We start from the raw sequence: 21,050 nt of genomic DNA on the forward strand, positions 1-21,050 counted from the left end.
TCAAAGGTAATGTAGAATCCAATGTTGCAAAAAACCAAAAAGGTAATGAATCAAGTAATTTTGGTGACCATGTAAAAAAAGAACAAGAAATTAATGCTGGAAAGGGGACGGGAGGATCTTTAACCGGAAAACCAACTCAATTACCACATTCAAGTAGTTCTGACAATATACGCTCAATTATGAGAGAAAATGAAAGTGCTCAAATTCTTGCAAACAATGGTTATCATGTTGAGCAAAATCCCATTATTCCTGGATTAAAAAATTCTGACTATAAAATAAATGGTGAGATATTTGATAATATTGCCCCTAAAACAAATTCGGTTCGTAATATCTATGACCGAGCATTAGAAAAAATAAATGCAGGTCAAACAAAAAGTGTTGTTATTAATTTGGCCGATACAAAAGTAAGTGTTGGCGATTTGCAAAAACAATTTAATGATTGGCCAATGAAAGGGTTAGATAAAGTCATTGTCATTGATCAATCAGGAAAACCTACAAGAATTAAATAAGGATAAATAAATGGCAATCGATATAACATGTTATACCAAAATAGAAACCAACGTGTTACAGTCAAAGTTAGATTTGATTAAATTTAAATTTAATCATTTGTTTAGTCTATCATATATAATGTATGACGCACATAATATTCTAAATAATCAACAAATTGAACTCATTGACGATCGTACAGAAAGATATAATCAAGAGACTAAATTGTTAATTGCTGAGGAATTTGGTCTTAAAGAACCAAAATCTTATTTTATGATATCTGTTAATGATAAATCCTTTCCGGAAATGAACACATCTGAAATAGCAGATCTATTACGCACAGAGCTAGGAAAAGAAAATATTATTATACTGCTTAATGGAGAAGAATTAATTTAATAAATTTCCCCGATCACCAGATTGGGGATTTTTACGTATCTCTTGATCTGTATTGCAATTTTATTTGTAGCAAAATATTTTGGACAAAAGTGAAAATATTGGAGCAAAGATCCTATAGGATATAATGGTAATAAAGTTTATCAACGTAATGATTTGTTTGATCCTAAATCAGGAAAAACAAACTCACAGCTTATGGAACAAGGGAGAGCACCAATAGGCTATGATAAAAAACTAATTAATTTACATCATATGACTCAACGGCAAGATGGTGCTATAGCGGAAGTTACACAATCATTCCATCAACAATATGGTGATAGAATTCATATTAATCCAAATACCATTCTTTCGGGAATAAATCGTAACCAGTTTAACAAATGGCGCTCTAATTATTGGAAAAATAGAGCAAATGATTTTAAATAATGGGAGTATCAATGAGTGATCTAAATAACGTTATTGAACTTTTAAAAAAATTATCAAATGGAGAGGTAATTGATGCCCCTCTTCCTGATGATAATTTGCTTGATAATTATGAGAAAGAAATTAACTTTTGTTTACCAAAAGATTACAGAAAGCTTCTTAAAGAAGCAGATAATATCTTTTATGGAACAATTGAATTATTATTAGTAACAAAAGAAAAAAAATATCCTTCTGAATTATCATTAGTATTGAATGAAGCAAGGGAGCTAGGTTTACCTGAAGATTGGCTACCAATATGTGAGGATAATGGTAGCTATTATTGTTTACTTCCAAATGGTAAAGTACATTATTGGACACCAGATGGCTATAGCAATGATTCTTGGGAAGATCTTGCAGATTGGGTAGAACAAGTATGGATTAATGGAGATTAAATAGTTTATTAGTCAAAATTTAGAATTAAGATCATTATTAAATAAATTATGAAAATAGCCAATTAAAATGGATAGAGTTCTTTTATATCGTTTTAAAGTTTCAAATCAATCTCTATCACTAACTTGCACTGTTCAATCTTAATAATAACAGGGCAGCCCACATAAAAACCAAAATGCTCCAGCCAGCGCCCCTTAATGGTCAGTTGTGGTTTGGGGTTGGGTTTTGTGCCTTGTCTGTGGTTGATTGTAGCTTAGAATATGTCTTATCCATAGTTAACTTCTTTGAAGTTAGTTGTGGATAGCAATAGTAGTTGGTTATTGTTTGTTCGTATTGTTTTACTTCAGTGCTTTAGTTAGCCAGCAGTTGAATCAACTTCTTGGTTAAAAAGATATCCAAAAATATTTTAATCACAATTTAATCTTCTTTCGTTAACTCCTTAATCTCCTGAAACATCTTTAAAAGCTTTCAGTTTTAAAACTGAATATTCAGTCACTGCAAGATACGGATGATTACGACTACGAGAAAATCAGTGCCTCGGTCAGTGGCACGGCAGGCTCAGGATTTAGTGTCAATGGTTCGATATCAGCAACGAATATAGACAGTAAATGGGCAAGTGTGACAGACCAGTCGGGGATATTTGCCGGAAAAGGCGGTTATGATATTTATGTGGGCAATAATACTGACTTAAAAGGTGCGGTGATAGCGTCGGAAGCGGAAGATAAAAGTAAGAACAAACTTGATACCGGCACCATCAGCTTCAGTGATATAAAAAACAAGGCAGACTTTAAAGTGACGCATGTTTCGGTGAGTGGGGGTATCGGAGGTCCGGGTGTCCCAACGGCTTATCAAAACAGTGATAGTGACTCAAGCACGACAAAATCGGCGGTTGAAAAAAGGCGAGTTAATCATCCACAATAAAGAGTAGCAAAAATAGGCTATCAATGAATTAAGTCGGGATACTGAGAATGCGAATAATCTGCTGAAACAGATATTTGATAAGCAAAAAGCGTTAGACAAAACTGAAAAATTGAATTGTTTAGTAAATATTCTTAAATTATATATCGTTTCAAACAACGATATATCTAATATCACTTATCTTTTTGATAGAAGTATGTTCAAATATGAACGAAGCTAGGTAACGATAAGTTTGGTAATGAATAATAATGATTGGAAAAAATAGATCAAATTTAGAATTTCATATATCAATATTAGACAAAATAAATAGAAGATATCCATCGATTATACTTAATAAAAATATTTCTATTATCTTGTTGTTATTCATAATAGTATTTAATTGCTTTGCAATAGATAGCGATACTCAATTAGATCCAATGAAAGCGTTTGATAAATATGCTTGGATGGAAACTGAGCAAGAAAAAATGCATAATTGGTTATTATCTGAATCCGATCGTTCAGTCAATATTCTTGAAAAGTTGGATTGGTTTGCTCCGATTAAAAAACGACTTGAAGAATTAACTGAATATGGAACTGAACCAGTAATTTTTTATATTAGATTACAAGGTAATAACACTTTTTATTTTAAACAAACAGCTCAGCATCCTTATAATCGTCTCTTTGTGAAAGATCGTTTTGGTAAAGAAACACTATTGATTGATCCTCCTGTTGGTTACGGTATCTATGATTACTATCCTTCTTATGATGGGCAATATATTGCTTATAGTATTTCTGAAAATGGTTCGAATATTTCTACAATAAAAGTGTTTAATTTAAAAACTCGAACACATCTTCCAGATAACTTATCGGGCATTACTGACACAAATTTATTGTGGGCGGAGGATAATTTATCTTTTTTCTACCATAGAAATAATTTATTCGAAGCCAAAAATATAAAAGCCGGAATCGAGGAAATTTATTTTCATCGTTTAGGTTCTGATACAAAAAAAGATATCGTAATTTTTGGTAAAGATCAGCTGTCGAACTATAACGCCAGAACAGATCAAAATACATCTTTATCACTTTCTTCGAATTGGGCGATTGCTTGCTCTTCATCTTCATTATCAGGCTATAATCTTGATTTATACAAATTACCTCGAGAGAACCTTAATAAAAATAATGTTAGTTGGAATAAAATTATCGATAGAAAAGAGAATGTTACGGATTTTTTGATAAAAGATAATTGGTTATATTTGGTTAAATATAATGATTATTCAGGCTATAGTATTTTTCGGGTTAATCTTAATAATATCAATCAATCAGAAGAAAAAATTATTGAATGGCAAAATGGAGAATTAACGAATTTTGTCGCCAATAAAGATGCAATTTATCTCACCTATCATGATTCTGAGCAATTAAAATTTGTGTCTATTCCTTTTTCAGATATTCATAATATTAAATCGATTCCTATTTCAAATAATAATGAAGTAACGGCTATATTTACGAATTCAGATCAAGATGAGATTTTATTTACGCAACAAAGTTGGACTAGCCCACCCAAAATATTTCGTTATCATCCGAATAATCAGTTAATTGAAGATTCTAAAATTTTAAATTCAGATCATGCTTTATTTTCAGAATATGAATCTGAACAAAAATGGGTTGAATCAAATGATGGAACACTCATTCCATTAACACTCATTTATAAAAAAGGAATGAAATTTGATAGTAGTGCACCAACTTGGTTAACAGTGTATGGTGCCTATGGTGAAAGTGAATTCCCCAATTATGATGCTTCACGTTTAATATGGCTTGAAAAAGGTGGCATAATTGCCATAGCTCATGTGAGAGGCGGGGGAGAATTAGGTCCGAAATGGCATTATGATGGTACAGGTTATAAAAAACAAAATTCAATTAATGATTTTATAAAATGCGCTGAATACTTAATTCATTATCATTATACTCAATCCTCTAAATTGGTGATAAGTGGAAATAGTGCTGGCGGTATTGTTATAGGTATGGCATTAATAAAACGTCCGGATCTTTTTGCTGCTGCATCAATTAAGGTTGGCATGTTGAATATGAGTCGATTAGATAAAATTCCAATAGGAATGGCTAATTTTGAGGAATTTGGTTCACCCTTTAAAAAACATGAGTTAGAAAATTTAATTAATATTGATGCCTATCTTAATTTAAAAGAAGGTGTTAAATATCCTAATGTCATGGTGTCGGTAGGATTACAAGATGATCGCGTTTCACCATGGCAAAGTGCTAAATTTGCAGCAAGACTTAATGATATTAAGCGTCAACAAGATGAAAGGGTTTTTATTATTACCGATAAGTATGGTGGACATTTTATGGATAACTTTTTATATATGATGACATTCTTTTTTTGGAAAACAGATAGTGAATAGTAATCTTATATAAATCTTAATGAAAAAAGATAACTAAAATTATATTTATAACGCCATTAGTTGTTTCTTATTAGCAATAAAAACACCATTATTTTAAACGAAATATTGAGTTCTAAAAACGAGTTAAATATAACGCCATGTTATTATTTTATAACCTACAAAAATAATTCTTATCTTGCTTGTTTTATGATGATATTTTGCTTTAATAGTAAAAAAGTCTCTTGGTATAACATCTACTTTTGGAAATAAAATATGAAAAATGTTGGTTTTGTTGGATGGCGTGGAATGGTGGGGTCGGTTCTGATGCAACGTATGGTTGAAGAACACGATTTTGATTATATTAATCCTATTTTCTTTTCGACCTCACAAGCAGGGCAAGCTGCACCTAGTTTTGGCGGTAAAACAGGAACATTGCAAAGTGCCGATAATATTGAAGCATTAAAGGCGTTAGATATTATCGTGACTTGTCAAGGTGGAGATTATACTTCCGAAATTTATCCAAAACTACGTGCTTCTGGGTGGCAAGGATATTGGATTGATGCCGCATCTACATTGCGTATGGAAGATGACGCCATTATCGTATTAGATCCTGTCAATAAAGCGAATATTCAAACTGCATTGGACAAAGGTATTAAAACGTTTGTCGGCGGGAATTGTACAGTCAGTTTAATGTTAATGTCACTGGGTGGCTTATTTGCTGAAAATTTGATTGATTGGGTGTCGGTATCAACTTATCAAGCAGCTTCTGGTGGTGGTGCTCGCCATATGCGTGAACTTTTAACGCAAATGGGGATGTTAAATGCCGAAGTTGCCAAAGAACTACAAGATCCACATTCTTCTATTTTAGAGATTGAACGTAAAGTAACCCAAAAAATGCGTGATGGAAGTTTGCCAACCGATAATTTTGGTGTACCACTTGCTGGGAGTTTAATTCCTTGGATCGATAAAGCATTGGATAATGGACAAAGTAAAGAAGAGTGGAAAGGGCAAGCTGAAACCAACAAAATATTAGGTACCAATCAAATTATTCCTGTAGATGGACTCTGTATTCGTATTGGTGCTTTGCGCTGTCATAGTCAGGCATTTACCATCAAGCTGAAAAAAGACATTAGCGTGCCGGAAATTGAAAAATTACTTGCTGCACATAATGATTGGGTGAAAGTGATACCCAATGATCGAGAATTATCAATGAGAGAGTTAACCCCAGCAGCCGTTACTGGTACATTAACCACTCCTGTTGGTCGTTTGCGTAAACTAAATATGGGTAAAGACTATTTATCAGCATTTACCGTTGGGGATCAGTTATTGTGGGGGGCAGCAGAACCGTTACGGAGGATGTTACGCATCTTAGCATAATGGTTAACCGATGGCATGATAAAACAGCTCGATTTTTTCGGGCTGTTTTTGAATTTAAAAAGTTATTTATGCTGCATCATGTTCGAGCAAAATCATCAAAAGTGATCCATTAAATAACGCTTGTTGCACTAAAGCAAATGCACCAATTGCCGAGCGGTCATTGAGTGAAGAGCAGTTGATTGAAAGATTCTTTCTTAAATCTTCTAAACTCAATGAGTTTAAAGCGCTAGTTACTGTATCTAAAAGTATTTCTGTCGCTTTGGTGAGTTCACCTGCTAATACAATTCGTTGTGGGTTAAAAATATTGACCATAATCGCTACTGCTCGACCTAGATTTTCGCCTGCATCTTTGACTAACTTAATGGCAAGCTCATCCCCTTGATTGGCTAATTGGCAAATGTTGACGATATCACAACAATCTTTTGTTAATTTAGTCGTATAACCTTGATCAATCATCTGTTTTGCTCGTCGTTCAATGGCATCATTAACAACTCGGTTTTCCAAACAACCAAAATTACCACAATGACAGCGTTCACCTAACGCATCGACTTGAATATGTCCCACTTCGCAAGCACTTTGATTATGGTTAGTCAGTAATTGTTGATTGACAATAACACCTGATCCGACACCACGATGAACACGAATCAAAATTGAATCATCAACATCTTGCGTAGAGCCAAAATAATTTTCGGCTAATGCTAGACTTTGGATATCATTACCTAAAAAAATAGAAACATTAAATTGTTTCTGCAATATATCGGCTAAAGGCCATGCGTTAACTTGAATATGAGGTGTATATCGAACAATTCCTCTTACAGAATCAATCAATCCAGGTAGAACCACCGATATAGCAATAAGATGCTTAATCTTTTTACTATTTTTTTGAATAAATTGTTCAATTAATGTAATTAAATATTCTTGTGCTTGTTGCTGTATAAAAACGGTAAGAGGATACACTTCAGAAACTAAGCTGTTTGCTCCAAGATCATAGAGTTCAATGGTGACATGTGAACGACTTAATTGAATAGCAATGGCTTGATAATAGTCAAACTTGGCTTGAATGGAAACCGCTGGTCTTCCACCAGTTGATTGCTGGGCATCAACTTCTTTTATTAGTTTATTCTTAAGTAGCTGTCGGGTAATTTTAGTAATGCTGGCTGGGGCTAAATGACTGATTTCGGCTAACTGGATACGAGAAATGGGAGCTTGCTGAACAATTAAACGATAAATCATAGCATAATTTAATTGTTTAATTAGTTCAGCATTTCCAACTAAATTCAGATAATTAAATGTCATATTTTTTCTCAATACTATCATTAATTATCTGATATTCTAACGGGTGATTTCTCCATTAACAACCGTTTTAGTTATCGTAAAGTCTCGATTAAAAACAACTAAGTTGGCAATTTTACCTTCACTAATACTACCAAGTTGTTTATCCACACCGATTGCTTTTGCTGGGTAAAGTGTCGCCATTCTTAAGGCTTCATCTAAAGCAATACCCACATATTCAACAGCATTTTTAACTGCATCAATCATGGTTAATGCAGAGCCGCCAAGTGTGCCTTTATCGTCAACGCATAGCCCATCTTTATAATAAATGGTTTTACCTGCAAAAACAGCAGAAGACAAATTAGAACCGGCTAACAACATTGCATCCGTAATTAAAATTAAGTGATCTTTCTTAATTTTATGGCTATTGCGAATGTTTGCCCAACTTACATGATGTCCATCGGCAATAATACCAACATATACTTCTGGTTCATCATAGATTGCACCAACTACGCCTGGTTCACGTCCTGAAATATAAGGCATAGCATTAAATAGGTGAGTGCCTAATCGAATTCCATCATTGAAGCCACGACGACAGTCATCGTAATGACCATTGGAGTGACCGACAGAAACATGAATTCCTGCATTAACTAATTGTTTAATAAAATGGCTTTCAACTCTTTCTGGCGCAAGAGTAATGATTTTAATTACATCAGCATTTTCACATAGAAAATCAATCATTTTTTGCGAAGGTAAACGAATAATGTTTTCGTCATGAATCCCTTTCTTTTCAGGACTAATATAAGGACCTTCAAGATGTAAGCCTAATGCTTGATTAGGATGTCGAGCTAAGTATTCACGCATTACCGCAACCGCTTTTATCATAAATTCATCTGTTGATGTGATTAAAGTCGGTAAATAGCTAGTACAACCATAAATAAGATTGGTCGCTTGCATCGCTTCTAATGTTTCAACACTTAATGCGTCGAGTGTCTCATTAAATTGCACACCGCCACATCCATTGACTTGAATATCAATAAATCCAGGCGCAACGATCGCTCCTTGTAGATCTTCAATTTTGATATTGTCGGGTAAATTATCTTGTTTACAAATTTTGTCAATTTTATCACCGTCGATAATAACAGCATGATTTTCAAGAATCTCATAACCGGTATAAATACGACAATTTGTTAATGCATACATTGAGTTATCCTTTATAAAATGGTCACTTTAAGATTGTCTGCTTCCATTTGTTTGAAATATTTTAATGTTTTTACTTTAAGGTCATCAGTGCTTGGTTCATCACAAACAATAATAGATGCTGGGTGCATTTGTAATGCTGATACTGTCCATAAATGATTAATTGAACCTTCAACGCCGGCTTGTAATGCTAAACTTTTGTTATGACCACAGACTAATAAAATCACTTCTTGTGCATCCATTAAAGTGGCGACACCAATAGTTAATGCATGCTTTGGAACTTGATTCACATCATTATCAAAGAAACGTGAATTGGCAATGCGAGTATCTTCAGTTAGTGTTTTAATACGCGTGCGTGAACAAAGCGACGAGCCCGGTTCATTAAAAGCAATATGTCCATCTTGACCAACACCACCAACAAAAATATTGATTTTGCCATAAGATTTGATTTTTTCTTCATATTGACGGCACTCTTGAGCAATATCGGTTGCATTACCATTTAATATATGGATATTGTTTTTATCGATATCAATATGGTTAAAAAAGTTTTCATGCATAAAAGTATGATAACTTTGAGGATGATCTTCTGGAATGCCAACATATTCATCCATATTAAACGTCACCACATGTTTAAAGCTGACATCACCTGCTTGGTAGTGTTTGATCAGTTGTTGATACATCACTAATGGCGAGCTACCGGTTGGTAAGCCTAACAAAAACGGACGATCCGCTGTTGGTTTAAATTGGTTGATTTTATTCACAATACGTTGAGCAACCCAAGCGCCCACTTCTTGAGCATTTTCTAAAGGAATAAGCCTCATTAGATACCACCTTTTCTGATATAATTAGAACCACTTCTTTTTTTTTGAAGTAAAATATGTTGACTGTATTTTACTATATTAGAGCAATTAATCAAAAAAAAGCGTGATAAAAATCACATATATTGAATAATTAATTTGCGAAGTAAAATAATATAATATGAAATAGAATGGATCGTTTACTGATATCTGAAGATGCATAACAAATCATCATGTTTAGATATAGTTTAAATAAATATAAGAGGTTAAACTTATGGGAATTTTAGCTTATATGCAACGTATTGGGCGCTCATTAATGGTGCCAGTTGCAGTTCTACCTGCTGCAGCAATACTTCTAGGGATAGGATATTGGATCAATAGCGTTGAATGGGGTGCAAATAGTATTGCGGCGACATTTTTAATAAAATCTGGTGGTGCTATCATTGATAACATGCCAATTTTATTTGCTATTGGTGTTGCATATGGTATGTCGAAAGACAAAGACGGTGCAGCTGCACTTTCTGGGTTAGTCGGATTTTTGATTATTACAACATTATTATCGCCAAATTCAATTGCACTTTTTGAAGGTGTCGATACCAGTGTTGATGGTTGGCAAACGCAAATATCTCCAGCGTTTGCGAAAATCAATAACCAATTTATTGGTATTTTAGTGGGTATTATCTCAGCTGAACTCTATAACAAATTTAGTACGGTTGAGTTACATAAAGCGTTAGCTTTTTTTAGTGGCAAACGACTTGTTCCGATTATTGTTTCTATCGTGATGCTACTTATCTCTGTCATCTTTTATTTTATCTGGCCAATTATTTTTGAAGCATTAGTAAAATTTGGTGAATCGATTAAGAATTTAGGTGCAGCAGGTGCAGGGGTGTATGGCTTCTTTAACCGTATATTAATTCCAGTTGGTTTACATCATGCTCTTAACTCAGTATTTTGGTTTGATGTTGCTAACATTAACGATATTCCAAATTTCTTGGCTGGTCAAAGTGCGATAGATTCTGGTAAAGCTATTGTAGGTATTACTGGACGTTATCAAGCAGGATTCTTCCCAATTATGATGTTTGGTTTACCGGGTGCTGCTTTAGCCATGTATCACACAGCGAAAAAAGGCAATAAAGATAAAACCGCATCAATTATGTTAGCGGCTTCTTTTGCAGCATTCTTTACGGGAATTACAGAACCGCTTGAATTTGCGTTCATGTTTGTTGCGCCAGTACTTTATGTTATTCATGCAATTTTAACGGGTATTTCACTCTTTATTGCTGCAACGATGCAATGGATATGTGGATTTGGTTTCAGTGCCGGTTTAATCGATATGTTACTGCAATCTGGAAATCCTCTGGCAGTGCATTGGTATATGCTTATTCTTCAAGGTTTAGTGTTCTTTGTGGTTTACTATGTTGTGTTCCGCTTTATCATCGTTAAATTTAACCTTAAAACGCCAGGTCGTGAAGATGAAGACAGTGCTGCACAATCATCTACAAACGAAGCGGATAAACCAGCGCAGACAGCAGCGGATACCACAGCGCTTGCTGAACAATATTTAGCGATTGTTGGCGGTAAGGAAAATCTGACTAATATTGATTCTTGTATCACTCGGTTACGTTTGAGTGTAAAAGATTCTGATTTAGTTGATGAAGCAGCGGCTAAAGCATTAGGTGCAATGGCTGTGATTAAATTAGGTAAAACAGGTGTGCAAATTGTTGTAGGTCAACAAGCTGAAAAGATTGCAGATCAAATGAAAAAATTAGTTTAAACGATAACTACTTAAACTATCACTATTAATTAATCCGCCTTATTCGTCATACTTAACGACAAAATAAGGCGGGTTTTTATTTTTCTTGATTTCTTATCACCCTTCGATATTCTTATTTCTTTCCATTGTGTTTGATTTGATAATGAGTTATTGCGTTTCTAAATATGGCTTAGTTTAATGTTAATCAAACGAGATTAGTCTTAATTGAAAGGATGATGTGGGCGAAACAATTTTTAATAATGAAGCAGATTAAAAATTTAATATTAAATTAGAATGTTAAAATGACATCTTGCTCATCAAGCAATTGATTTAAATCGTAATGGTTAATTATTTTAGTGGTAATATTAAAGGTGAAATCAGAAAGGTTATGCGATTTTAGTGCTGACTCACTCACATAAACATCTTCAATATCATAAAGTTCAAGCATATTGAATGTGGCGATATAGTCACGCATCAAAATGAGATCGGGATGCTGATCAGGTAATAGATGAAAAATGCCTTTATCAATAAAAATGACCGTAATATGATTTAAAGCAGACAATGCTAAAGCTAAATCAAGTGCTTCTCGACCTTTGGCACTACCATGAGGAGAGGAATTAATAATAATGGCAATGTTTTTCATTTCATTAACCGTCATGTTTAAAATTGAATGACACGATCTGATAAAGTGATTGATTCTGTTAGCTCGCCTAAACCGGTTAATTGAAAATAATCAGCGATATTCTCTTCGGTTATTCCACGTCTTAGCGAAGCTGCAACACAAATTGTTAAGGGTAGATCATATTTTTTTGCTAATTCTTGCCAAGCGCTAACTAAATCAAATTCATCATTGGCAGGGTCGGTATATCGATTACCATTATAAACACCATCAGCATAAAAGAAGATATTTTTTATGGTGTGGGATGTATTTAACAATAAGGCTTGTGCAAATTGATACGCACAATAAGCAGATTGGGTCCCATAAGCAGGACCCAAAACAACAAGTGTATAGCTTAATGACGTCATCAACTTATTTTTTTGATGATGGTTGAGACTGTTCATTATTATTACCATCGATACCCAATAATTCAACCTCAAAGACCAACGTTGAATTTGGTAATATCGCTGCTTTATCTTCTTGAGCTGGATAATATTGACTACCATAAGCTAATTCAGGCGGGATTACTAATTTGATTTTACCACCGACCCCAATTAATTGTAGTCCTTCAGTCCAACCTTTGATTACCTCATTAAGTTTGAATGTTACAGTTTGACCTCGATCATATGAACTATCAAATTTACGTCCATCAACTAAAGTTCCTTCATAATGAACGATAACTGTGTCATTTTCATTTGGTTTTTGTTTCGATCCTTTTTGAATTACTTGATAAAGTAAACCTGATTGAGTTTTTTTAACTCCTTTTTGTTTTGCAAATTCATTACGGAATTTTTCACCATTTGCAATATTATCTGCTTTTTCTTTTTCAAATTGTGCTTTTGCTTTTTCTAAAAGGCGTTCACGAAGTGAATTAATAATAGTATTTACTTCATCTTTTGATAATTGTGATTGATTATTAAATGTTTCTTTTAAACCGCTGATCACATATTCAGGATCGATCTCAAATTCGCTATCTTTTAAGTTCATTGCAATTGATGAACCAAAGGCATAAGACTCTTTTTGTGCTAGAGTTGATAAAGTTACTTTTTCAGAATTGGCTTTTGGCTCTGCTGAGTTAACGACTTGTTCAGAATTAGCAGTAATTTGCTGAGTAGTGTTTGTGGATTGTTGTGTAGTCTGTTCTGATTGATTGGCACTATTAACATCTTTAGGATTGCTTTTAGCATCACATCCAGTTAAGGCTAATACAATTGCGCTACTAATTAGCGTCACTTTTAAAAATGATTTCACTTTTCTTCTCCAGATTGAAATTTTTCTATTATTTTGAATATTATATCTTATTTATCAAAGGATAATATATTATTTACCAATCATTTGTGTAATAAAAATTTTTTTACGTTTTATTAACATTTTCAGTAATGTATTCAAGATGATTAAATCATCCTTGAGTGCAAGTGGCATCCTCAGTTATAATGTCGAAAGTTTATATTAATATATAAGGATAGCTATTTTGACTACCGAACTGAATACCCTTGATATCGAAGAAATTATTAGTTTATTACCGCACCGTTATCCTTTTTTAATGGTTGATCGTGTGATTAGTTATGAAAAAGGTAAAACGTTAAAAGCAATCAAAAATGTGACGGTTAATGAACCTTTCTTTCAGGGACATTTTCCTAATAAACCCATTTTTCCTGGTGTATTAATTTTGGAAGCGATGGCCCAAGCAACAGGTATCTTAGCTTTTAAAAGTATAGAAGAATTATCACCTGGACAATTGTACTATTTTGCATCCATTGATAAAGCTCGTTTTAAACGACCTGTTGTACCAGGCGATCAGCTTGTGCTTGACGTGGAGTATATAAAAGAGCGTCGTGGAATTGCATTATTCCATGGTGTAGCAACTGTTGATGGTAAGTTAGTTTGCGAAGCCGAGATGATGTGTGCTCGTAAATAATTTTGATTTTTTAAATATCCCAAAAACAGTATGAAGGAAATGCTATGGCAACGGAAATACATCCAAGTTCAGTGGTAGAAAAAGGGGCTAAAATTGGCGACAATGTCAAAATTGGACCTTTTTGCTTCATTGGTGAAAATGTTGAAATTGGTGAAGGGACATTTTTAAAATCACATGTAGTCATCAATGGCCATACAAAAATTGGTAAAGATAACCAAATATATCAATTCGTATCGATTGGTGAGGTTAACCAAGATTTAAAATATCGAGGCGAACCAACGCGCACTGAAATTGGTGATCGTAATATGATTCGTGAAAGCGTTACCATTCATCGTGGCACAGTTCAAGGTGGCGGAATTACCAAAATTGGCAGTGATAATTTACTAATGATTAATGCGCATGTTGCACATGATTGTCAAATTGGTAATCATTGTATTTTGGCAAATAACGCAACACTTGGTGGTCATGTTCAGTTAGATGATCATGTCATTATTGGCGGTATGACTGCGGTGCATCAATTTTGTGTCATTGGATCGCATGTCATGGTTGGTGGTTGTTCAGGTGTTGCGCAAGATGTGCCACCTTATGTGATAGCACAAGGAAATCATGCTACTCCACATGGCGTGAATTACGAAGGTTTAAAACGTCGTGGATTCAGTAAAGAAGCTTTACAAGCTATCCGTAATAGCTACAAAATTCTTTATCGAAATGGATTAACTTTAGAAGAAGCGAAAGCCGAAATTGATGTTATTGCAAATCAATACCCTGAAGTAAAATTATTCAATGATTTTTTTGCACGTTCAACACGTGGCATCATTCGTTAATGACTATTCAATCTTTTACAAACCAATCACAAACGAACAAATTATTAACTATTGCTTTAGTCGCCGGAGAAACATCTGGCGATATTTTGGGCGCTGGATTGATTCGTTCTCTCAAAAAACGTCATCCTAATATTCGATTTGTTGGTATTGCTGGGCCTTTAATGCAAGCTGAAGGCTGTCAAGCTTGGTATGAAATGGATGAGCTTTCTGTGATGGGGATTGTAGAAGTGTTGGGAAAATTACGACGTATTTTAGCAATACGTCGTGATATTACTAAACGTTTAATTGAATTAAAACCTGACATTTTTATTGGAATTGATGCGCCTGATTTTAATCTTTCTTTAGAAGGTAAGTTAAAGCGAGCAAGGATTAAAACAATCCATTATGTGAGTCCTTCGGTATGGGCTTGGAAGCAAAAACGTGTTTTCAAAATTAAACGTAATACTAATCTCATATTAGCTTTTTTACCTTTTGAAAAAGCGTTTTATGATAAGTTTAATGTCCCTTGTCGTTTTATTGGTCACAAAATGGCAGATGATGTGCCGCTGGCACCTGACCAAGTGGCAATGCGTCAACAATTAGGCATTCCGCTCAGTGGTCGTTGTCTAGCATTATTGCCGGGAAGTCGTCATGCGGAAGTCACCTTGTTATCTGCCCCTTTTTTACAAGCAGCTCAGCTTTTACGTGATCGTTACCCTGATTTGCATATAGTCGTACCTTTAGTCAATGAAAAAAGACGACAGGAATTTGAGCAGATTAAAACGCAAATAGCACCAGAGCTGAAAGTTCAGCTGTTAGATGGTTATGCCCGTGAAGCTATGATTGCTAGTGATGCTGCGATTTTGGCATCCGGAACAGTAGCATTAGAATGTATGCTAGCCAAATGTCCAATGGTGGTGGGTTATAAAATGAAGCCATTCACTTTCTGGTTAGCCAAAAAATTAGTTAAAACCCTTTATGTTTCATTACCTAATATTTTAGCTGGTAAAGAAATTGTACCTGAGTTATTACAGCAAGACTGTACCCCTGAAAATATTGCTAATCATATTATTCCTTTTTTAGAAGGAAATAATAGTGAACTTAAAAAAACATTTTTATCATTACATCAGCAAATTCGTTGTCACGCTGATGAACAAGCAGCTCAAGCTGTACTTGATGTATTAGAGGATTCACCTTGTTGTTAGAATTTAGTTATCCTGATGCCACCTTAATTGCCGGAGTTGATGAAGTTGGACGAGGACCACTTTGTGGTGATGTTGTGACGGCAGCCGTTATTTTAGATCCCAATAAACCAATCAAAGGATTAACTGACTCTAAAAAACTTTCCGAAAAAAAACGTGAACAATTTTTTGATATCATCAAAGAAAATGCATTAGCTTGGTGTATTGCAAGAGCTTCGGTTGAGGAAATTGATAAATTGAATATTTTGCATGCTACCATGTTAGCTATGCAACGAGCGGTGACTGGACTTGCGATCCAACCTGATTTTGTTTTAGTCGACGGTAATCGTTGCCCTGAATTTGGTATTCAAACACAAGCCGTTGTCAAAGGTGATTTACTGGTGGCAGAGATTAGTGCTGCGTCGATTTTAGCAAAAGTGACGCGTGATCGTGAAATGGTAGAATTAGACAAATTGTATCCCCAATATGGACTGGCAAAACATAAAGGATATCCCACTAAGGATCATTTAATGGCAATTGAGCTGCACGGTATCAATCATCTATATCGTAAAAGTTTTGCTCCAGTTAAAAAGTTATTACTTATCTAAGGCGACCAATGTTGGTCTACTGTTATTAATAACGGTGAATTAAACATAGCGACAGGCGAAATAACAGTTTCTTGAAAAGGGACTTTATTGCCATAACGCGCTTTTAATTTTTGTTTTACTGCGGCAGATGAAAGGTTGAAATCTTTGATATTTTGTAATTGACCAATTTTTAAGTTAAGTGCTCTATTATAAATTTTCCAAACTAATTCAGAACAATAGATATAATTGTCATCCCAACCAAACCAGATATCATAAGGTTTATTTTCAAAAGTTTTTGCAACTAGCTTTAATTTATTGGTTTCCTTAAGAGATAAATTATGATCTTTAAGACGTTTGATTACATAATTTCTTTTTTTTCCTCTTTCAATAAAGCTTTTTAATGGTGTATAAGCGACTTTGCTCCCAGCTTCAAAAACATAAGGTTTACCATTTTTTATAAAAATGATTCCCATATGGCTATAGGGTGAATTTGTTGCTTGTTCAACGGCTTTACTTTGACTGGATTGAGACGATTGAAAAATAATATCGCCATCTTTTGGCTGATAATTTGCTTCACAAATAAAACAGGAAAATAACAATATAAAAATTAAAATAAATCGCATAATTTCCTATTATTCCTATGGTTACATTTTGAATTGAGTTGAAAAGTACTCTCTAAATATCCTATATAAAAAACAGCTACTGAGGATTATTTATTATCAAGTAGCTGTTGTTTATATTTCGGTTAATAATTAATTTTGCTGATTAAAAATAGAAGCAAATTTACTTTTATATTTAGCTTTGCAATCACGAGCAAAGCGGATAGTTTTAAAGATACCCAATAAACTAGCTTGATGCATTCGATATAATAATCGATGGATAATTAACGCAAACCAACCTTTCACACTCATTTCTTTATTGCCGATCAACTTAACCACGCCTTGGGCGGTATCGTGTAAAGAAATAATGGTTCCTTTATCGGTATAGACAAAAGACTTCATGGCTTGATTGTTAATCATTCTGACAATATTTTGAGCGCAAATTTTTGCCATTTGATTAGCTGCTTGTGCTGTGGGCGGAGATGCACGACCGCTATCTTGCATCGCATAAGCACTATCACCAATAACAAAGATATTATCGTCTCGTGTGGTTTGTAATGTCGGCTTAACAACTAATTGATTTGAACGACTCGATTCTAAACCGGCTATTTCTTTCAGATAATCAGGTGCTTTAACGCCAGCAGTCCAGATCATAATATCGGCTTTAATGGTTTCCCCCTCTTTTGGATAGAATCCATCACTTTCGGCCTTAGTAATCATGGTATTCGTTAAGACATGAATACCGCGTTTTTCAAGGGTTTTAGTAATACTTAATGCCGTTTTTTCGGGTAACGCCGGTAAAATACGATTGGTTGCTTCAATAACAGATACATCTAAGAAATCAGCACACATTTTGTTTTTTCGACATACGCCGAACGTTTCAACCATATGAGGTAGTTCAGAAGCTAACTCGACACCGGTTGCGCCACCACCAACAATAGCAATGCGAAGTTTTTCATCTTTAGTGTCAGCGTCTGTATCGAGAGTTGAACAGAAATTTGTGAATTTTGATAGCAGTATTTCACGTAAGCGGATAGCAGCATTTTGGTCATCTAAAAATATACAATGCTCTTTAACACCAGGCGTACCAAAATCATTTGAAGTACTGCCTACTGCTATAACCAAAATATCATATGATAGAGAAGTGTTATTATCATTTATATCCTTGATCAGAACTTGCTTATTTTCACGATCAATATTGGTAAATGTACCTTGAGTAAACTCAAAATGATGTTGTTTTGCTTGTTCAGAAAAGAAGATGTTATCAACTTGTTCATACATGGCACCTGTTGCAACTTCATGCAGTAGCGGTTTCCAAATGTGGTAACTATTTTTATCGATGAGCGTAATTTCTGCCTGTTTATTTTTACCTAACTTATCGCCAAGATTAGTTGCTAGCTCTAATCCACCAGCACCACCGCCTACAATAATTATTTTTTTCATATTTAATACCTTACGATCCTAATTAAAAATATCATACTAAATAAGTAGGTTTTTATCTATAGCCTTTTAACTAATAACATTTATAAACAAAACCTATTAAAATATTAATTTACAATAATTAAAAATAATTTATTGTATTAAATACTCTGCGTTTAATATTTATTGAATAGAAAGCAAATAAGGTGTTTATTTCGAATTAAGTTTTGTAAGCTTGTACAAATATAGCTCTTTTCGTATAATGCAAAAAGAATGTTCTTGTATGTATTTTTAGTCAATATATAATTTTCTAAACATCTCGATGTCTTATCTATTTAATATCACACACTAAAGAATTTTATGAATAAAAAAATATTTATTAGTTTTGCGTTAATCGTTATTTTAATTTCAGTGACGATTTTAATACGCTCACACAATAGTCAGCTTATTTTGCAAGGTGAGGTGGATGCACCTAATGTTAGTGTTGCGTCAAAAGCTAAGGGGCGTGTACAGCTTATCCATGTCAATCGTGGTGATGATGTTAAACCAAATGATTTACTTATCACACTTGATAGTCCGGAGCTACTAGCTCAAGTAAAAGCCGCCGAAGCAGCTCGTGATCAAGCCCAAGCCCAGGTTGCGTTATCAAATCATGGAACACGAGAAGAAAGTATTCGTTATTATGAAGCGTTACTTGAGCAAGCTAAAGTAACTTATGATAATGCGCTGAAAGAGTATAATCGTAATAAAACTATCTCAGCTAAAGGTTATGTATCACAGTCAATCTTAGACAGTGCGTTAAAAACTCGTGATGCAGCTTTTCAACAAGTTCAATCAGCACAAGCTAATTTAGATCAAGCTAAAAATGGTGATCGTATTGAGCAGCGTGAAATTTATGCAGCGAAATTAAAAGAGGCCGAAGAGCAGCTAAAACAGCTCCAAATTCAGTACGACGATTTACAAGTTAAAGCCCCTGTTGGTGGTGAAGTTGGTTCAATACCGGCTGAAGTAGGGGAACTATTTAATGCGAATAGTCCGTTATTAACAGTGATTCGCTTACCGGATGCCTACTTTGTGTTTAATCTTCGAGAAAATATTATGCCAAATGTTCACAAAGGGGATCGTATTAAATTAGAAGTGCCTGCACTAGGAAATAAAGAAATCGAAGCAGAAGTTCGTTACATTGCCCCAATGGGTGACTATGCAACTAAACGTGCTACACGTGCAACGGGTGATTTTGATTTAAAAACGTTTGAAGTCCGATTATATCCAATTAATCAGATTGAAGGTTTACGTGCAGGGATGAGCACTTTATGGAAATTGGACAACTAATGTTGGATTTCTGGACACGTTTTAAAGATGCATTCAATGATGAAGTAGCGCAAATTTTTAAACGTTTTACTTCTCATTGGTTAATGTGGATATTGCCACTGATTATTTTTGTTTTAATCAGCAGTATTTTTTATCGAGGAGTTTTATTTGATTTGCCTGTTGGTTATGTAGATCAAGATAAAAGTGTATTGTCACGTGAAATAGTTCGTAATTTGAATGCTGGCGCTCATGCAAACCTGATTAACTATGATAGTCAGCTTTCAATCGCTGAACGAGATTTGCAAGAAGCAAAAATTTACGCCATATTATATATTCCACCCAATTTTGAAGCGGATGTATTATCTGGTCGTCAACCAACCCCTATGCTTTATTATAATGCGTTATATTATAGCGCAGGATTATACTCCATTATGGATTATTCGGGGTTGATTGCCGCTTTAAATACTGAATATCGAACAACTTTAGCCACCAGTATTGGATTACCCGTTCCTCCACTTGCCAAAGTAAATTTTAATTATGATGGGCTATTTAATGCCAGTGGTAATTCCATGTACTTTCAACAGTTTTCGGCGGTAGTCCATTTATTGCAGCTATTTGTTGTTACCACAACAATTTATATTTTATCGCAATTACCTAAACGAACACGTCCCAGTTATCCCTTTGTGCTTGGAAAATTAGCGCCTTATACCATTTGGTATACTATGTTACTCATTTTCGAAATTGCGATGTTAGTTCTGTTTTCTCATGCCAGAGTATCAGGATCCCCATTTGCGATGATGACGGTGGTGTTTTTTTATGTCATAGCGGCACAAAGTATTGGTATTTTACTGTATACCTTTACGAAAACGGCTATTGATGCGTATACCTATATCGGTGTGCTAGTCGGATTGGCATTGACCTATTCAGGTATTGTTGTGCCCGAACTTTCAATGCCATGGATAGCCAGATTTATTTCTTCACTTGAGCCATTAACTTATGCACTAAATAAATTATTTGATCTCTTTTTACGGCATTCAAGTTATCTTTCTATTTTGAAAACCTGCGGTATTTTAATGATTTATCCAATAATTATAACCGTATTAGTCAGAAAACGTTTAGTTAAACGCTTACATCAACAAGAAAGGGTCAGTTAAATG

General features: G+C 34.4%; 22 protein-coding genes and 1 pseudogene. 14 read left to right on the plus strand and 9 right to left on the minus strand.

Translation table 11 applies throughout. The features are described from left to right. The 4 genes and pseudogenes from ACKJXD_RS09755 to ACKJXD_RS09770 all read left to right on the plus strand — a co-directional run. A pseudogene (locus tag ACKJXD_RS09755) lies at positions 1 to 509 on the plus strand (hypothetical protein); the annotation flags it as partial. A gap of 10 nt (positions 510 to 519) precedes the next feature. Next, entirely contained in the window at positions 520 to 882 is a 363-nt protein-coding gene (locus ACKJXD_RS09760; RefSeq protein WP_430876189.1) for a hypothetical protein, read from the plus strand. A 153-nt stretch (positions 883 to 1,035) separates the two neighbouring features. Continuing rightward, positions 1,036 to 1,302, plus strand: coding sequence for an HNH/ENDO VII family nuclease (locus ACKJXD_RS09765; protein WP_430876190.1), 267 nt, complete (start codon positions 1,036 to 1,038; stop codon positions 1,300 to 1,302). Between the two features lie 11 nt (positions 1,303 to 1,313). Continuing rightward, positions 1,314 to 1,730 (plus strand): SMI1/KNR4 family protein, encoded by a 417-nt coding sequence (locus tag ACKJXD_RS09770; protein ID WP_430876191.1) that lies wholly within the window; start codon positions 1,314 to 1,316, stop codon positions 1,728 to 1,730. 92 nt (positions 1,731 to 1,822) lie between these two features. Here the strand turns inward: ACKJXD_RS09770 and ACKJXD_RS09775 are convergent, their stop codons facing one another. Further along, on the minus strand, positions 1,823 to 1,975 hold the full coding sequence (locus tag ACKJXD_RS09775) for a SymE family type I addiction module toxin (RefSeq protein ID WP_430876236.1): 153 nt from the start codon (positions 1,973 to 1,975) through the stop codon (positions 1,823 to 1,825). A gap of 371 nt (positions 1,976 to 2,346) precedes the next feature. On the opposite strand from ACKJXD_RS09775, the gene ACKJXD_RS09780 reads away from it, so the two are divergent. From ACKJXD_RS09780 to asd, 3 genes are all read left to right on the plus strand, one after another. Continuing rightward, on the plus strand, positions 2,347 to 2,649 hold the full coding sequence (locus ACKJXD_RS09780; protein ID WP_430876192.1) for a hypothetical protein: 303 nt from the start codon (positions 2,347 to 2,349) through the stop codon (positions 2,647 to 2,649). Positions 2,650 to 3,062: 413 nt separating this feature from the next. Beyond that, positions 3,063 to 5,039 carry a prolyl oligopeptidase family serine peptidase gene (locus ACKJXD_RS09785; RefSeq protein ID WP_430876193.1) on the plus strand — a complete coding sequence of 659 codons (1,977 nt, stop codon included), beginning with the start codon at positions 3,063 to 3,065 and terminating at the stop codon, positions 5,037 to 5,039. A 252-nt stretch (positions 5,040 to 5,291) separates the two neighbouring features. Continuing rightward, positions 5,292 to 6,395: an aspartate-semialdehyde dehydrogenase gene (gene asd, locus ACKJXD_RS09790; RefSeq protein ID WP_430876194.1), complete on the plus strand. Its 1,104-nt coding sequence runs from the start codon at positions 5,292 to 5,294 to the stop codon at positions 6,393 to 6,395. A 66-nt stretch (positions 6,396 to 6,461) separates the two neighbouring features. Here asd and ACKJXD_RS09795 read toward each other — a convergent pair whose 3' ends face one another. The 3 genes from ACKJXD_RS09795 to nagB are packed head-to-tail and all read right to left on the minus strand — an operon-like array spanning position 6,462 to position 9,688. Then, on the minus strand, positions 6,462 to 7,691 hold the full coding sequence (locus ACKJXD_RS09795) for an ROK family protein (RefSeq protein ID WP_430876195.1): 1,230 nt from the start codon (positions 7,689 to 7,691) through the stop codon (positions 6,462 to 6,464). Between the two features lie 36 nt (positions 7,692 to 7,727). After that, positions 7,728 to 8,870, minus strand: coding sequence for an N-acetylglucosamine-6-phosphate deacetylase (nagA, locus tag ACKJXD_RS09800; RefSeq protein ID WP_220216145.1), 1,143 nt, complete (start codon positions 8,868 to 8,870; stop codon positions 7,728 to 7,730). 11 nt (positions 8,871 to 8,881) lie between these two features. Continuing rightward, positions 8,882 to 9,688, minus strand: a complete 807-nt coding sequence (nagB, locus tag ACKJXD_RS09805; RefSeq protein ID WP_220216144.1) for a glucosamine-6-phosphate deaminase — start codon at positions 9,686 to 9,688, stop codon at positions 8,882 to 8,884. A 250-nt stretch (positions 9,689 to 9,938) separates the two neighbouring features. On the opposite strand from nagB, the gene nagE reads away from it, so the two are divergent. Continuing rightward, positions 9,939 to 11,438 (plus strand): N-acetylglucosamine-specific PTS transporter subunit IIBC, encoded by a 1,500-nt coding sequence (nagE, locus tag ACKJXD_RS09810; protein WP_430876196.1) that lies wholly within the window; start codon positions 9,939 to 9,941, stop codon positions 11,436 to 11,438. 268 nt (positions 11,439 to 11,706) lie between these two features. Here nagE and tusC read toward each other — a convergent pair whose 3' ends face one another. From tusC to fkpA, 3 genes are read right to left on the minus strand one after another with little or no spacing between them, the layout of a single operon-like run. Next, complete coding sequence (gene tusC / locus ACKJXD_RS09815) at positions 11,707 to 12,060, minus strand: sulfurtransferase complex subunit TusC (RefSeq protein ID WP_430876197.1); 354 nt, start codon at positions 12,058 to 12,060, stop codon at positions 11,707 to 11,709. A 17-nt stretch (positions 12,061 to 12,077) separates the two neighbouring features. After that, the gene (gene tusD / locus ACKJXD_RS09820) at positions 12,078 to 12,443 is read right to left on the minus strand and encodes a sulfurtransferase complex subunit TusD (protein WP_363317407.1); all 366 of its coding nucleotides are present in this window, start codon (positions 12,441 to 12,443) and stop codon (positions 12,078 to 12,080) included. Between the two features lie 4 nt (positions 12,444 to 12,447). Further along, positions 12,448 to 13,326, minus strand: a complete 879-nt coding sequence (gene fkpA, locus ACKJXD_RS09825; RefSeq protein WP_220216140.1) for an FKBP-type peptidyl-prolyl cis-trans isomerase — start codon at positions 13,324 to 13,326, stop codon at positions 12,448 to 12,450. A 220-nt stretch (positions 13,327 to 13,546) separates the two neighbouring features. On the opposite strand from fkpA, the gene fabZ reads away from it, so the two are divergent. The 4 genes from fabZ to rnhB are packed head-to-tail and all read left to right on the plus strand — an operon-like array spanning position 13,547 to position 16,585. Further along, positions 13,547 to 13,993, plus strand: coding sequence for a 3-hydroxyacyl-ACP dehydratase FabZ (gene fabZ, locus ACKJXD_RS09830; protein ID WP_255556783.1), 447 nt, complete (start codon positions 13,547 to 13,549; stop codon positions 13,991 to 13,993). A 44-nt stretch (positions 13,994 to 14,037) separates the two neighbouring features. Beyond that, positions 14,038 to 14,817, plus strand: coding sequence for an acyl-ACP--UDP-N-acetylglucosamine O-acyltransferase (gene lpxA / locus ACKJXD_RS09835; protein WP_430876198.1), 780 nt, complete (start codon positions 14,038 to 14,040; stop codon positions 14,815 to 14,817). Next, positions 14,817 to 16,001, plus strand: a complete 1,185-nt coding sequence (gene lpxB / locus ACKJXD_RS09840) for a lipid-A-disaccharide synthase (protein ID WP_430876199.1) — start codon at positions 14,817 to 14,819, stop codon at positions 15,999 to 16,001. Before lpxA ends, lpxB begins: the two co-directional genes overlap by 1 nt. Then, on the plus strand, positions 15,995 to 16,585 hold the full coding sequence (gene rnhB / locus ACKJXD_RS09845) for a ribonuclease HII (protein WP_363317408.1): 591 nt from the start codon (positions 15,995 to 15,997) through the stop codon (positions 16,583 to 16,585). Before lpxB ends, rnhB begins: the two co-directional genes overlap by 7 nt. Here the strand turns inward: rnhB and ACKJXD_RS09850 are convergent. After that, positions 16,582 to 17,187, minus strand: coding sequence for a YiiX family permuted papain-like enzyme (locus ACKJXD_RS09850; protein ID WP_430876200.1), 606 nt, complete (start codon positions 17,185 to 17,187; stop codon positions 16,582 to 16,584). The two genes, rnhB and ACKJXD_RS09850, sit on opposite strands and share 4 nt — an antisense overlap. Positions 17,188 to 17,316: 129 nt before the next feature. After that, complete coding sequence (locus ACKJXD_RS09855; protein WP_430876201.1) at positions 17,317 to 18,606, minus strand: NAD(P)/FAD-dependent oxidoreductase; 1,290 nt, start codon at positions 18,604 to 18,606, stop codon at positions 17,317 to 17,319. Positions 18,607 to 18,942: 336 nt separating this feature from the next. Here ACKJXD_RS09855 and ACKJXD_RS09860 point away from each other — a divergent pair, with 336 nt between their 5' ends. Then, complete coding sequence (locus tag ACKJXD_RS09860) at positions 18,943 to 19,914, plus strand: HlyD family secretion protein (RefSeq protein WP_430876202.1); 972 nt, start codon at positions 18,943 to 18,945, stop codon at positions 19,912 to 19,914. Continuing rightward, complete coding sequence (locus tag ACKJXD_RS09865; RefSeq protein WP_220216134.1) at positions 19,896 to 21,047, plus strand: ABC transporter permease; 1,152 nt, start codon at positions 19,896 to 19,898, stop codon at positions 21,045 to 21,047. The genes ACKJXD_RS09860 and ACKJXD_RS09865 overlap by 19 nt, the downstream gene beginning before the upstream one ends. The last annotated feature ends 3 nt before the right edge of the window (positions 21,048 to 21,050 follow it).

This window comes from Gilliamella sp. G0441 (assembly GCF_050589305.1).
Classification (GTDB): domain Bacteria; phylum Pseudomonadota; class Gammaproteobacteria; order Enterobacterales; family Orbaceae; genus Gilliamella.

Bases quoted from the DNA above. Each gene is read 5' to 3' on its own strand.
- asd (WP_430876194.1), top strand. From the start codon at position 5,292: ATGAAAAATGTTGGTTTTGTTGGATGGCGTGGAATGGTGGGGTCGGTT.
- ACKJXD_RS09770 (WP_430876191.1), top strand. From the start codon at position 1,314: ATGAGTGATCTAAATAACGTTATTGAACTTTTAAAAAAATTATCAAAT.
- nagE (WP_430876196.1), top strand. From the start codon at position 9,939: ATGGGAATTTTAGCTTATATGCAACGTATTGGGCGCTCATTAATGGTG.
- lpxA (WP_430876198.1), top strand. From the start codon at position 14,038: ATGGCAACGGAAATACATCCAAGTTCAGTGGTAGAAAAAGGGGCTAAA.
- ACKJXD_RS09850 (WP_430876200.1), bottom strand. From the start codon at position 17,187: ATGCGATTTATTTTAATTTTTATATTGTTATTTTCCTGTTTTATTTGT.
- ACKJXD_RS09865 (WP_220216134.1), top strand. From the start codon at position 19,896: ATGGAAATTGGACAACTAATGTTGGATTTCTGGACACGTTTTAAAGAT.
- tusD (WP_363317407.1), bottom strand. From the start codon at position 12,443: ATGACGTCATTAAGCTATACACTTGTTGTTTTGGGTCCTGCTTATGGG.
- ACKJXD_RS09860 (WP_430876202.1), top strand. From the start codon at position 18,943: ATGAATAAAAAAATATTTATTAGTTTTGCGTTAATCGTTATTTTAATT.
- ACKJXD_RS09785 (WP_430876193.1), top strand. From the start codon at position 3,063: ATGAAAGCGTTTGATAAATATGCTTGGATGGAAACTGAGCAAGAAAAA.
- nagB (WP_220216144.1), bottom strand. From the start codon at position 9,688: ATGAGGCTTATTCCTTTAGAAAATGCTCAAGAAGTGGGCGCTTGGGTT.
- ACKJXD_RS09855 (WP_430876201.1), bottom strand. From the start codon at position 18,606: ATGAAAAAAATAATTATTGTAGGCGGTGGTGCTGGTGGATTAGAGCTA.
- lpxB (WP_430876199.1), top strand. From the start codon at position 14,817: ATGACTATTCAATCTTTTACAAACCAATCACAAACGAACAAATTATTA.
- nagA (WP_220216145.1), bottom strand. From the start codon at position 8,870: ATGTATGCATTAACAAATTGTCGTATTTATACCGGTTATGAGATTCTT.
- ACKJXD_RS09760 (WP_430876189.1), top strand. From the start codon at position 520: ATGGCAATCGATATAACATGTTATACCAAAATAGAAACCAACGTGTTA.
- ACKJXD_RS09795 (WP_430876195.1), bottom strand. From the start codon at position 7,691: ATGACATTTAATTATCTGAATTTAGTTGGAAATGCTGAACTAATTAAA.
- tusC (WP_430876197.1), bottom strand. From the start codon at position 12,060: ATGAAAAACATTGCCATTATTATTAATTCCTCTCCTCATGGTAGTGCC.